General features: G+C 68.5%; 11 protein-coding genes. 7 read left to right on the top strand and 4 right to left on the bottom strand.

The window, feature by feature from the left end; all coding sequences use genetic code 11:
• Window positions 1-19: 19 nt before the first annotated feature.
• Together ACWD1Z_RS15400 and rpsF are read right to left on the bottom strand one after the other, a co-directional pair.
• Window positions 20-622, bottom strand: coding sequence for a single-stranded DNA-binding protein (locus ACWD1Z_RS15400; RefSeq protein WP_451118890.1), 603 nt, complete (start codon window positions 620-622; stop codon window positions 20-22).
• A gap of 77 nt (window positions 623-699) precedes the next feature.
• The gene (gene rpsF, locus ACWD1Z_RS15395) at window positions 700-990 is read right to left on the bottom strand and encodes a 30S ribosomal protein S6 (RefSeq protein ID WP_003956532.1); all 291 of its coding nucleotides are present in this window, start codon (window positions 988-990) and stop codon (window positions 700-702) included.
• Window positions 991-1,255: 265 nt separating this feature from the next.
• Here rpsF and ACWD1Z_RS15390 point away from each other — a divergent pair, with 265 nt between their 5' ends.
• The 3 genes from ACWD1Z_RS15390 (at window position 1,256) to ACWD1Z_RS15380 (ending at window position 3,972) form a co-directional block, all read left to right on the top strand.
• The gene (locus ACWD1Z_RS15390; protein WP_451118888.1) at window positions 1,256-1,570 is read left to right on the top strand and encodes a hypothetical protein; all 315 of its coding nucleotides are present in this window, start codon (window positions 1,256-1,258) and stop codon (window positions 1,568-1,570) included.
• 174 nt (window positions 1,571-1,744) lie between these two features.
• Window positions 1,745-2,866 (top strand): peptidoglycan bridge formation glycyltransferase FemX, encoded by a 1,122-nt coding sequence (gene femX, locus ACWD1Z_RS15385; protein WP_389416592.1) that lies wholly within the window; start codon window positions 1,745-1,747, stop codon window positions 2,864-2,866.
• Between the two features lie 74 nt (window positions 2,867-2,940).
• Window positions 2,941-3,972: an alanine racemase gene (locus ACWD1Z_RS15380; RefSeq protein ID WP_389416593.1), complete on the top strand. Its 1,032-nt coding sequence runs from the start codon at window positions 2,941-2,943 to the stop codon at window positions 3,970-3,972.
• Between the two features lie 114 nt (window positions 3,973-4,086).
• On the opposite strand, the gene ACWD1Z_RS15375 is transcribed toward ACWD1Z_RS15380, so the two are convergent.
• Together ACWD1Z_RS15375 and ACWD1Z_RS15370 are read right to left on the bottom strand one after the other, a co-directional pair.
• Window positions 4,087-5,601, bottom strand: coding sequence for a glycosyltransferase family 87 protein (locus ACWD1Z_RS15375; RefSeq protein ID WP_451118885.1), 1,515 nt, complete (start codon window positions 5,599-5,601; stop codon window positions 4,087-4,089).
• A gap of 144 nt (window positions 5,602-5,745) precedes the next feature.
• Window positions 5,746-8,433, bottom strand: a complete 2,688-nt coding sequence (locus ACWD1Z_RS15370; RefSeq protein WP_451118883.1) for a transglycosylase domain-containing protein — start codon at window positions 8,431-8,433, stop codon at window positions 5,746-5,748.
• A gap of 355 nt (window positions 8,434-8,788) precedes the next feature.
• Between ACWD1Z_RS15370 and ACWD1Z_RS15365 the strand changes: the two genes are divergently transcribed.
• The 4 genes from ACWD1Z_RS15365 (at window position 8,789) to ACWD1Z_RS15350 (ending at window position 12,550) form a co-directional block, all read left to right on the top strand.
• On the top strand, window positions 8,789-9,472 hold the full coding sequence (locus ACWD1Z_RS15365; protein ID WP_250073660.1) for a PadR family transcriptional regulator: 684 nt from the start codon (window positions 8,789-8,791) through the stop codon (window positions 9,470-9,472).
• Window positions 9,473-9,516: 44 nt separating this feature from the next.
• Window positions 9,517-10,599 carry an inositol-3-phosphate synthase gene (locus tag ACWD1Z_RS15360; RefSeq protein ID WP_389416596.1) on the top strand — a complete coding sequence of 361 codons (1,083 nt, stop codon included), beginning with the start codon at window positions 9,517-9,519 and terminating at the stop codon, window positions 10,597-10,599.
• An 88-nt stretch (window positions 10,600-10,687) separates the two neighbouring features.
• Window positions 10,688-11,950 (top strand): MFS transporter, encoded by a 1,263-nt coding sequence (locus ACWD1Z_RS15355; protein WP_451118881.1) that lies wholly within the window; start codon window positions 10,688-10,690, stop codon window positions 11,948-11,950.
• 123 nt (window positions 11,951-12,073) lie between these two features.
• Window positions 12,074-12,550 carry an LppU/SCO3897 family protein gene (locus ACWD1Z_RS15350; protein WP_451118879.1) on the top strand — a complete coding sequence of 159 codons (477 nt, stop codon included), beginning with the start codon at window positions 12,074-12,076 and terminating at the stop codon, window positions 12,548-12,550.
• Window positions 12,551-12,589 lie beyond the last annotated feature (39 nt).

The raw sequence follows: 12,589 nt of genomic DNA, 5'->3' as shown, positions 1-12,589 counted from the left end.
CCACCCTTGGCCCGAGGGCCTAGAAGGGGGGCTCGTCCGAGTAGCCGCCGCCAGCGCCGCCGCTGCCGGAGTTTCCACCCCAGCCGCCACCGCCGCCGCCGCCCTGCTGGCCACCGGCGGGAGCGCCGGTCGCCCACGGGTCGTCGGCGGGAGCGCCGCCGCCCTGCTGACCGCCGCCGGGGCCACCGCCCCAGCCGCCGCCACCCTGGCCGCCACCGCCACCACCGCCGAAGCCGCCGCCTTGCTGGCCACCGCGGCCGGCGGTCTTGGTGACCTTGGCCGTGGCGTTGCGCAGGCTGGCGCCGACTTCCTCGACGTCCAGCTCGTAGACCGTGCGCTTGACGCCCTCACGGTCCTCGTAGGACCGCTGCTTCAACCGGCCCTGCACGATGACGCGCATGCCTCGCTGGAGCGACTCGGCAACGTTCTCCGCCGCCTGACGCCAGACCGAGCAGGTCAGGAACAGGCTCTCGCCGTCCTTCCACTCATTGGTCTGACGGTCGAAGGTGCGGGGAGTGGACGCGACACGGAACTTCGCGACCGCCGCACCGGAAGGGGTGAAGCGCAGCTCGGGGTCGTCGACAAGATTGCCGACGACCGTGATGACGGTCTCGCCTGCCATGGGGGAACCTCTCGGCGGGTTTGCTGCTGGCTGCTGGTGCTGCTACTCGGAACCCGAGATCAACTGAGCGGAGGAGCTCAGTGGGTCTCGGGACGGAGGACCTTGGTCCGGAGGACCGACTCGTTCAGGTTCATCTGGCGGTCGAGCTCCTTGACGACCGCAGGCTCGGCCTGCAGGTCGATGACCGAGTAGATGCCCTCGGGCTTCTTCTTGATCTCGTACGCGAGACGACGACGGCCCCAGGTGTCGACCTTCTCGACCTTTCCGTTGCCCTCACGGACGACGGAGAGGAAGTTCTCGATCAGGGGGGCGACAGCGCGCTCCTCCAGATCGGGGTCGAGGATGACCATCACCTCGTAGTGACGCATGTGGAACCCACCTCCTTTGGACTCAGCGGCCACGGTCGTTCCGTGGCAGGAGGGTTGTGATGCGTACGCAACGGTATCGGCCGCCACTGACAATCGGGGTCCCTCTCAGGAGTCCCGGCCGTGACATGGGCAGACACCGGTGCAGACGCTACAGACTACCCGCACACCCCCTTCGGGTTGAAATCCGGCCGGGAGGGCCGACAATCTGGATACATCGGGTGTGTACGGCGCTACGATGCGCCGCCCTTCCGCAGGAGGTGCCCTCATGGCACAAGCAATGCGACCCAACCCCGTCGGCGGCCTCTTCGCCACGGACGGAAAGCCCCACCCTCTCCAGGACGCCCTGCTCGCGGTGACCCTGGTGCTGGGCCTCACGTCTTTCGTCTCGGCGATGTTCCATGACCTGCATCTGCTCAGCTCCTGGACCGGCCTGCTGGGGATCGCCACCGGCGCCTACGGTCAGTGGGTGTCGGAGACGACACGTGAGCGCTTCGGCCTGATCGTGGGACTGGGCGCCGCGAGCATCGGCTTCTTCCTGGGCATGGCGCACGGTGGTCTCTTCGGCGGGATCGTCGGCTGACGCCAGGGACACCTCACACCTCTCCGACACTGCCGGCGATCGCCCCGGTGGCCCAAAAGCCGGGGCGAAGCTGCCGTACGCCCAGTCAGGCCGCTCACGAGGCGCAGTAGGCTTCGGCGCGAGAGCCGGAGCCCCTGAACCCATGGGGACACACCAGCCCGAGGAGCGCCCCGAATGAGCCTGACCCTGAGGACGATCAGTCGCGAGCAGCATCTGGCATACATCCAGAGCCTGCCGTCGGCGAGCCACATGCAGGTTCCGGCCTGGGCCGATGTCAAGGCGGAGTGGCGCTCCGAGAACCTCGGGTGGTTCGACGACCGGACCGGTGAGATGGTCGGCGCGGGCCTGGTCCTCTACCGCCAGCTGCCCAAGATCAAGCGCTACCTCGCCTATCTGCCCGAGGGCCCGGTCATCAACTGGTTCGCGCCGAATCTGACCGACTGGCTGGAGCCGATGCTCGCGCACCTGAAGCAGCAGGGCGCCTTCTCCGTGAAGATGGGCCCGCCGGTGATCATCCGGCGCTGGGAGGCGGGCTCGATCAAGCAGGGCATCCAGAACCCGGACGTGAAGCGGCTGCGTGACATCGAGGCCGACTTCATCGAACCGCGCGCCTTCGAGGTCGCCGACAAGCTGCGCCGGATGGGCTGGCAGCAGGGTGAGGACGGCGGCGCCGGCTTCGGCGACGTCCAGCCGCGCTACGTCTACCAGGTGCCGCTGGCGAACCGCTCCCTGGAAGAGGTCCACAAGAACTTCAACCAGCTGTGGCGCCGCAACATCAAGAAGGCCGAGAAGGCGGGCGTCGAGGTCGTCCAGGGCGGCTACCACGACCTCGAGGAATGGCAGCGGCTGTACGAGATCACGGCCGTGCGCGACCACTTCCGGCCCCGCCCGCTGGGGTACTTCCAGCGCATGTGGACGGCCCTCAACACCGAGGACCCCAACCGCATGCGGCTGTACTTCGCCCGGCACAACGGGGTGAACCTGGCCGCCGCGACGATGCTGGTGGTCGGCGGGCATGTCTGGTACTCCTACGGCGCCTCCGACAACATCGGCCGTGAGGTCCGGCCCTCGAACGCGATGCAGTGGCGGATGCTGCGCGACGCCTACGCGCTTGGCGCGACCGTCTACGACCTGCGGGGCATCTCCGACTCGCTGGACGAGTCGGACCACCTCTTCGGCCTGATCCAGTTCAAGGTGGGCACCGGCGGGCAGGCCGCCGAGTACCTCGGCGAGTGGGACTTCCCGCTGAACAAGCTGCTGCACAAGGCGCTCGACATCTACATGTCGCGCCGCTGAGGCCCAGGCATTTGCTTCGATAGCTTCCATACCTCTGATACACCGCAGCCACCAGAAAGGTTCCAGGTCCGGCCATGGCGCTCACGCTCTACGTCGACACCGCGCGCTGGCGGGCGCACCACAAGCACGTGCAGGAGCAGTTCCCGGGCCTCGTCCCGGTCTGCAAGGGCAACGGCTACGGCTTCGGGCACGAACGCCTGGCGGAGGAGGCCACGCGGCTGGGCTCGGACGTCCTCGCGGTCGGCACGACCTACGAGGCCGCGCGCATCAAGGACTGGTTCGGCGGTGACCTGCTGGTGCTGACGCCGTACCGGCGCGGTGAGGAGCCGGTGCCGCTGCCGGACCGGGTCATCCGCTCGGTGTCCTCGATCGACGGCGTGTACGGCCTCGTGGGCGCCCGGGTGGTCATCGAGGTGATGTCCTCGATGAAGCGGCACGGGGTGAGCGAGCAGGACCTGCCGCAGCTGCACTCCGCCATAGAGAACGTCCGGCTGGAGGGCTTCGCCATCCACCTGCCGCTGGACCGCACCGACGGCTCGGACGCCGTCGAGGAGGTCATCGGCTGGATGGACCGCCTGCGCGCGGCCCGGCTGCCGCTGCACACGATGTTCGTCAGCCACCTCAAGGCCGACGAACTCGCCCGGCTCCAGCAGCAGTTCCCGCAGACCCGCTTCCGCGCCCGCATCGGCACCCGGCTCTGGCTGGGGGACCACGACGCCACGGAGTACAGCGGTGCCGTCCTGGACGTCACCCGCGTCTCCAAGGGCGACCGTTTCGGCTACCGGCAGCAGAAGGCGGCCTCCGACGGCTTCCTGGTGGTCGTGGCGGGCGGCACGTCGCACGGGGTGGGCCTGGAGGCCCCCAAGGCGCTGCACGGTGTCATGCCGCGCGCCAAGGGCGTCGCCCGGGCCGGCCTCGCCACCGTCAACCGGAACCTTTCTCCGTTCGTCTGGGGCGGCAAGCAGCGCTGGTTCGCCGAGCCGCCGCACATGCAGGTCTCCATCCTGTTCGTGCCCTCGGACGCGCCGGAGCCGAAGGTCGGGGACGAGCTGGTGGCCCATCTGCGCCACACCACCACGCAGTTCGACCGTCTCGTCGACCGCTGAGCCCCGCCCACCAGGGCAACGGAAAGGCCGTGCACGCTTCCCGTGCACGGCCTTTCGCTCGTCTACGGCCTTCAGAGCCGTTCGCGTGGTCCACGCCTCCCAGAGGCCGTTCGCTCAGAGCGAACGCACACCCGCCGAACGCTCGCCCACCCCTGGCCCGCCCCACTCCACCTGTGGCCCGTCGAAGTGCGCCGCGTGCTTGGGCGGATGGGCCGCGGCGCCGAGGACGAAGACGTCCTCCGCCCCGTCGAGCACACCGCCCGAGGGATCGTCGTCGCCCGCCCGGCGCACCACGTCCCGCTCCGGCGTGAGGATGTCGCGGACGATCACGGCGCACAGGTAGAGCGTGCCCAGCAGATGCACCCCGATGGCCCAGTGGTAGCCGTCGGTCGGCAGCCCCTTGTGGGCGTCTCCGCTGGTCGTGTACGCGAGGTACATCCAGATGCCCAGGAAGTACGCCACCTCGCAGGCCTGCCAGATCAGGAAGTCCCGCCACTTTGGCCGGGCCAGCGCGGCCAGCGGGATCAGCCACAGCACGTACTGCGGCGAGTAGACCTTGTTGGTGAGGATGAACGCCGCCACGATCAGAAACGCGAGCTGCGCGAACCGAGGCCGCCGCGGTGCCGTCAGCGTGAGCGCGGCGACCCCGGCGCAGCTCAGCAGCATCAGCAGGGTGGCGAGGTTGTTGACGGTGTCGGTGGAGAGCGGGTCACTGGAGTTCTGGGCCAGGATCAGCCAGAAGGACCCGAAGTCGACGCCACGCTCCTGGCTGAACGTGTAGAACTTCGACCAACCGTCGAAGGCGAGCAGCATCACCGGGCCGTTCACGACCGCCCAGGCCACGGCCGTACCGCCCAGTGCCTTGCCGAAGTCCCGCCATTTCCCCGCCCGCCAGCACAGCACGAACAGCGCGCCGAGCAACAGGACGGGATAGAGCTTGGCGGCCGTGGCGAGCCCCAGGAGGACACCGAAGGCGAGCGGGCGGCCCCGCGACCACATCAGCATCGCGGCGGCCGTCAGAGCGACGGCCAGCAGGTCCCAGTTGATGGTCGCGGTCAGCGCGAAGGCCGGCGCCAGCGCGACGAGCAGTCCGTCCCAAGGACGCCGGGCATGCGTACGGGTCACACAGACCGCGATGACGGCCGCGCAGGCCATCAGCATCCCCGCGTTGACCATCCAGTACCACTTCTCCTGGTCCTGGATGCTGCCGCTGCCCGGCGTGAGCCAGGAGGCCACCTCCATGAACACACCGGTCAGCACCGGGTATTCGAGGTACTCCATGTCGCCGGAGAGCCGGTCGAAGTACGGCACGAGGCCGTCGGCGAAGCCACGCCCCTGGTAGAGGTGCGGGATGTCGGAGTAGCAGGCGTGGGTGTACTGCGAGCTGGCGCCGAAGAACCAGGCGCCGTTGTAGCAGGGCGCCTTCTGGACCAGGCCGAGGGTGAACACGCCGATCGCCACGAGCGCGATGACCCGCACCGGGGTCCACCACGACGTCCCCAGCAGGGCACGCCGACCGATGGGGCCGCCGATCAGCTCGCTGCCGCTGCGGGCCACCTCGTCGTCCTTGGTCGGCCGCACCAGGTCCGGCTCGTGCACGCTCGATTGCGTCGTCTCTGCACTGGGCATGGGGCACATCCTGCCGTACGCGCCTGGGAATACGCCGAGGGCCGCCGCACCTGGTCGGTGCGGCGGCCCATGTTTCACGTGAAACACCCTCGGTCGGCGATATGGCACCCAACCGGACACCCGCCGGTTTCCCGGCCGGACGGACTAGCCGGTCGAGTCCCCGCCGCCGAAGAGTCCGCCGTTGCCGTTGCCATTGCCGTTTCCGCCGGAGACGGAATCACCGGTGTCCGTCGGCGACGGAGACGTGGTCACCTCTCCGCCCGTGCCGCCGGTGTCCGTGCCTCCGTCGTCCTCGCACCAGCCCCACGTACAGCTTTCACTCACGGACGGCGTCGGAGAGGGCTCCGTCTGGCTGGGCGTCGGAGTCGGCGTCGGGCTGGCCTCCTCCGTCTCGCTGACCGTGGGAGTCGGCGTCGGGTCCGGGACGTCGTTGATGACCACACCGATGGGCTCCGGCGTGGGGAAGGCCTTGGCCGGCTCTCCCTTCAGCGCCTGCTCCATGTAGTCCTGCCAGATCTCGGCCGGGAACGACGCACCGTGGATCGACTGCTGGCCACCCGTGCCGTACATCTTCAGGAACTTGCGGTTCTTGATCGTCTCGTCGTCGGGGTACCGGAACATGCTGATCGCGGTCGACAGCTGCGGGGTGTACCCGACGAACCACGCCGACTTGTTGCCGTCGGTGGTACCGGTCTTGCCGGCCACCTCACGGCCGGTCAGCTGGGCACTGGTACCCGTGCCCTTCTCGACCACGGTCTTCAGGACGTCGGTGACGTTGTCGGCCACCTGCGCGGTGAAGGCCTGCTCCGTCTTGCCCTTGTACCGGAAGACCGTGCCTTCCTCACTCTTGACCTCCGTCACAGAGAACGGCTCACGCTGCTTGCCGCTGGCCGCGAACGTGGCGTACGAACCCGCCATGCGGATCGCGCTGGGTTCGGAGATACCGATGGAGAACGAGGGGAAGGTCGTGCCCGTCAGGGTGTCCTCCTTGATGCCCGCGTCGACGGCGGCCTCCTTCACCTTGTCCAGACCGACGTCCATGCCGAGCTGCACGAAGGCGGAGTTCGCCGAGAACTGCATCGCGGTGCGCAGGTCGACCTGGTAGTTCGGCGGCTCGCCGAGCGACTCGTCGCCGTCGTTGGCCTGGAGCCACTCCTTGCCCTTGTCGTCGTGCCAGACGGTCCCGTCGTAGTTCTTGATCTTGAGAGCGTGCTGGCCGCTGTACAGGCTCTTCGGGGACACCTTGGTCCGCTCGTCCTGTGCCTGCTCCGGGAGGCCCCCGGGATCGCGGACGCCCCACTTCATGGCGGCCGCGAGGACGAAGGGCTTGAACGTCGAGCCGACCTGGGCGCCGGTGACATCGGCGTTGTTGGTGAAGTGCTTGGTCGCGTCCTCACCGCCGTAGATCGCCCTGATGGCACCCGTCTCCGGGTCCACCGAAGCCCCGCCGAACTGGACGTGGGTGTCCGTCTTCGGGCGCTTCTTGGGGTCGATGTTCTCCTTCTGGACCTTCTTGACCGCGGCCTCGAGCGCCTTGACCTTCTTCTTGTCGAAGGTCGTGTAGATCGAGTAACCGCCCTGCTGGAGGTCCTCGGTGGTGATGTTCGTGTTGTTGACCACGTACGCCTTGGCGAGGTCGACGAGGTAGCCGACCTGGCCGCTCAGCGCGGTGTTCGACCGAGGGTTCTGGACCGCCGGGAGCTCCGTGTACTTGGACCGCGTGGTGGCGTCGAGGTGGCCGTACTCGACCATCTTGTCCAGCGTGTCCTGCATCTGGATCTTGGCCCGCTTGCGGTTCGCCTCAGGCGTGGCGGCCGGGTCGATGGAGGTCGCGCCGGCCGGGTCGTAGTAGGTGGCGCCCTTGAGCATGGCGGCGAGGAAGGCGCACTGGCCGGGGCTCAGGTCGACCGAGTCCTTGTTGAAGTAGGCCCGCGAGGCCGCCTGGATGCCGTAGGCGCCGCGGCCGTAGTACGCGGAGTTCAGGTAGCCGGCCAGGATCTGGTCCTTGTTGAACTTGGCGTCCACCTTGACCGCGACGAAGATCTCCTGGAACTTGCGCGAGATCGTCTGCGACTGATCGTCCAGCATCGCGTTCTTGACGAACTGCTGGGTGATGGTCGAGCCACCCTGCGTCTCGCCGCCCCTGGCCATGTTGAGCACGGCGCGGGCGATGCCCTTGGGGTCGATGCCGCTGTCGGTGTAGAAGGTCTTGTTCTCCTGGGAGATGACCGCGTTGCGCATCTCCTCGGGGATCTGCTCCAGCGCGACGATCTGACGGTTGGTCTCGCCACCCGTGGCGACCATCTGGGAGCCGTCGGCCCAGTAGAAGACGTTGTTCTGCGCCTCGGCGGTCTTGGCCACGTCGGGGACGCCCACCATGGCGTAGCCGATGCCGGCGATGGCCACCAGGCTGCCGAAGAAGCCCACGCACAGGCCGGACACGAGCTTCCAGGACGGCACCCAGCGCTGCCAGCCGTACTTGCCCGCGCGCGGGTAGTCGATGATCCGCTTCTTGACGGGTCCGGTGGCCCGGCCGCGGCCCCTCCCCGGGCCGCCGGGAACACCTCGGCCGGGCTCGGCCGCTCTGCGGCGGCCACCCCCACTCCTCTGGGCCGCACGGCGGGCCTCGGCGCGGCCGCTGTACGGACGCTCCTCACCGCCCGGACCGTACGACTCCGACCCGTGGGAACTCGTCCCATAGGAGTCGGCGGGTGACCCGGTGGCGCCTCGCGGTGCCGCGCGGCGGCCGGAGGACGAGCCGGACTGGCCGCGTCGGGCCGCGGCACGTCCGCCTCCCTGCGGCTGCGGCGGTTTGCGACGGTGCTCGCTCATCGAACGACTACTCCTCGGGCAGGCGCACCCGTGTGACGCGCCTGGAAACGGCGGCAGGTTTCCGGTCCCCCCGAAGTACGGATGCGGGCGCTCCCGCATTCACCCGTACTGCACCGGGGACGACGACGCCCCCAGACGTCACTTGGTTCCCGGTGGTGTGCATGGCGCACAGACTACGCACCGTCAAAACCCGCCGAGCCCCGAAGTTCACCCCAAATCAGGCAACTCGCATCCCATGAATCAGTGATGTGATCCCGTTCACCTTTTCCCCTCTTGTCGCATGCGGGAGGCCGTTCTATCGTCATGATGTATCGAGTCGATACATCAGCGCGAGATAAGACGAGGAGGCGAGCGGATGAGCCGGCGTTCCGGGATCCTTGAGTTCGCCGTCCTCGGCCTGCTCCGCGAATCCCCGATGCACGGCTATGAGCTGCGCAAACGACTCAATACGTCACTGGGCGTGTTCCGTGCGTTCAGCTACGGAACCCTCTACCCCTGCCTCAAGACGCTGGTCGCCAACGGCTGGTTGATCGAGGAGCCGGGGAGCGCCCCCGAGGACGCCCTCGCAGCGTCCCTCGCCGGCCGCCGCGCCAAGATCGTCTACCGGTTGACGGCGGAAGGTAAGGAGCACTTCGAGGACCTGCTCTCCCAGACCGGCCCCGACGCGTACGAGGACGAGCACTTCGCCGCCCGGTTCGCCTTCTTCGGGCAGACCTCGCGCGACGTCCGCATGCGCGTGCTGGAGGGCCGCCGCAGCCGCCTGGAGGAGCGTCTGGAGAAGATGCGCGCCTCCCTGGCGCGCACCAGGGAGCGCCTCGACGACTACACGCTTGAGCTCCAGCGCCACGGAATGGAGTCCGTGGAGCGCGAAGTGCGCTGGCTGAACGAGCTCATCGAGAGCGAGCGGGCCGGGAGGGACCTCAAGGGGTCCGCCACCGGGGGACCCGCTCAGCAGGACACCACATCTGGAGCGACGGGCGGCCTGCCCCGTCCCGGGGACGACCCCGGGACGGATACGCCCGACGACACCGCCACGTGAGAGCTCGCTTTGGGCCTCACTCGTACACACAGGGAGCAACCGGAATGGGTTCGGTTCGCGTAGCCATCGTCGGCGTGGGCAACTGCGCCGCATCGCTGGTGCAGGGCGTCGAGTACTACAAGGACGCCGACCCGGCGTCCAAGGTCCCGGGCCTGATGCATGTGCAGTTCGGCGACTACCACGTCGGTGACGTCGAGTTCGTCGCCGCCTTCGACGTCGACGCGAAGAAGGTCGGCCTCGACCTCTCGGACGCCATCGGTGCCAGCGAGAACAACACCATCAAGATCTGCGACGTCCCGAACAAGGGCGTCACGGTCCAGCGCGGTCACACCCTGGACGGTCTCGGCAAGTACTACCGCGAGACCATCGAGGAGTCCGCCGAGGAGCCGGTCGACGTCGTCCAGATCCTCAAGGACCGCCAGGTGGACGTCCTCGTCTGCTACCTGCCCGTCGGTTCCGAGGACGCGGCGAAGTTCTACGCCCAGTGCGCCATCGACGCCAAGGTCGCCTTCGTCAACGCCCTCCCGGTCTTCATCGCCGGCACCAAGGAGTGGGCGGACAAGTTCACCGAGGCCGGCGTCCCGATCGTCGGTGACGACATCAAGTCGCAGGTCGGCGCCACCATCACGCACCGCGTGATGGCGAAGCTGTTCGAGGACCGCGGTGTCCGTCTCGAGCGCACCATGCAGCTCAACGTCGGCGGCAACATGGACTTCAAGAACATGCTGGAGCGCGACCGCCTCGAGTCCAAGAAGATCTCGAAGACGCAGGCCGTCACCTCGCAGATCCCCGACCGCGACATGGGCGAGAAGAACGTCCACATCGGCCCGTCGGACTACGTGGCCTGGCTGGATGACCGCAAGTGGGCGTACGTCCGCCTCGAGGGCCGCGCCTTCGGTGACGTCCCGCTGAACCTGGAGTACAAGCTCGAGGTCTGGGACTCCCCGAACTCCGCGGGTGTCATCATCGACGCCCTGCGCGCCGCGAAGATCGCCAAGGACCGCGGCATCGGCGGTCCGATCCTCTCCGCGTCGAGCTACTTCATGAAGTCCCCGCCGGTCCAGTACTTCGACGACGAGGCGTACGCCAACGTCGAGAAGTTCATCAAGGGCGAGGTCGAGCGCTAAGAAGGCTCGCGAGCTGCTCCTGCCAGGGCCGCGAAGGGTCCCCGGGTCGTACGGCCCGGGGACCTTCCCGTATGTGAGGCTGAGCCCCATGTCCGTCGCCCGCGACCTGCGCGTCCTGCTGCGTTTCGGCAACTTCAGGCGTCTGCTCGTCCTCCGGCTGCTCTCCCAGGGCGCCGACGGCGTCTACCAGGTCGCGCTCGCCACCTACGTCGTCTTCTCCCCCGAGAAGCAGACCTCGGCCGCCGCGATCGCCTCCGCGATGGCGGTCCTGCTCCTGCCGTACTCCCTCGTCGGCCCCTTCGCCGGCGTCCTCCTGGACCGCTGGCGGCGCCGCCAGGTCTTCCTCTACGGCAGCCTGCTGCGCGCCCTGCTGGCGGCGGCGACGGCCGTGCTGATGCTCAGCCCCGTCCCGGACTGGCTCTTCTACGTCTCCGCCCTGTGCGTCACCGCCGTCAACCGCTTCGTCCTCTCCGGGCTGTCCGCCTCCCTTCCGCGCGTCGTCGACGACGAGCGCCTGGTGATGGCCAACTCCCTGTCCCCGACGGCCGGAACCCTCGCCGCGACCATGGGCGGCGGTCTCGCCTTCGTCGTACGGCTGCTGGTGTCGGACTCCGACGCGGCGGTCGTGCTGCTCGGCGCCGCCCTGTACCTGTGCGCGGCGCTGGCGTCCCTGCGGATGCCCCGCGATCTGCTGGGACCCGACCGGGAGTTGGTGCAGCCCGGCCTGCGGACGGCGCTCACCGGAACCGCGCGCGATCTGGTGGCGGGAGTACGGCATCTGGCCACCCCCGCGCGCCGGGAGGCGGCGTGGGCGCTCGGCGCGATGACCCTGATGCGCTTCTGCTACGGCGCCCTGCTGGTCATGCTGCTGATGCTGTGCCGGTACGCCTACGCCACGACCACCGACGACGGACTCGCCCTGCTGGGACTGGCGTTGGGCGTCTCCGGCGCCGGCTTCTTCACGGCGGCCGTCCTGACGCCCTGGGCGGCCCGACGGCTCGGTCCCGGCCGCTGGATCGTGGTGTGCGCCGGCCTGGCGGCGGTTCTGGAACCCGCGCTGGGGCTGCCGTTCGCCGCGGCCCCCATGCTGGCGGCGGCGTTCGTCCTCGGGCTGATCACCCAGGGCGCCAAGATCGCCACGGACACCGTCGTCCAGTCCTCGGTGGACGACGGCTTCCGCGGCCGCGTCTTCTCCCTCTACGACGTCCTGTTCAACGTCGCCTTCGTCGGCGCCGCCGGAGTCGCGGCCCTGATACTGCCACCGGACGGCCGCTCGGTGCCGCTGGTGGTAACGGTCGCCGTTATCTACGGAGCGGTTGCGGTGTCTATGGCCCGCTTTGAGCGCCGGTAAGTGTCACATCAATGCCACAGAGCCCCTCCTGGCTACAGGTGTGTCAGTGGGGCCCGATAACTTACGTGGGTCTTACGCGCGCTCCGGTCGCGCCATCAGCCATGTTCTTAGGGGGACCCCCAAGTGACCACTCCGCCGCCGCCCCAGGGCCAGAACCCGTTCGCTCAGGGTCAGAACCCGTACGCCCAGCCCCAGGGCCAGGCTCCGTACCCGCAGCAGCCGGGCTTCCCACAGCAGGGTGCGGCCCCCTACGCGCCGGTTCCGCCGGAGCAGCCGCGTCGCAAGCTCAGCTTCAAGACGATCAAGAACATCGTCATCGGTGTGGCCGTCGTCTCGGTGATCGTCGGCGGCTTCATAGCGAGCCGGGACGACGCGGCCACGGCGAAGGTCGGGGACTGCATGAGCATCTCGGACCCGGACAGCACGACCGACCCGGGCCTGGAGGTCGTGGACTGCGGTGACTCCAAGGCCGCGTACAAGGTCGAGGACAAGAAGGACGGCACCACGGCCGGCTGCGACCGCACCAAGTACTCGGAGTACACCGAGACCGGCGGCAGCGACGACTTCACGCTCTGCCTGTCGGACTACACGGCCAAGTAGTCCGTCGCTCAAGCCGAAGGGGCGGTGTTTCACGTGAAA

This window comes from Streptomyces sp. NPDC002784 (genome assembly GCF_053592135.1).
Note: the sequence above shows the minus strand (reverse complement) of the source record. Positions and strands in the feature narration are given on the sequence as shown.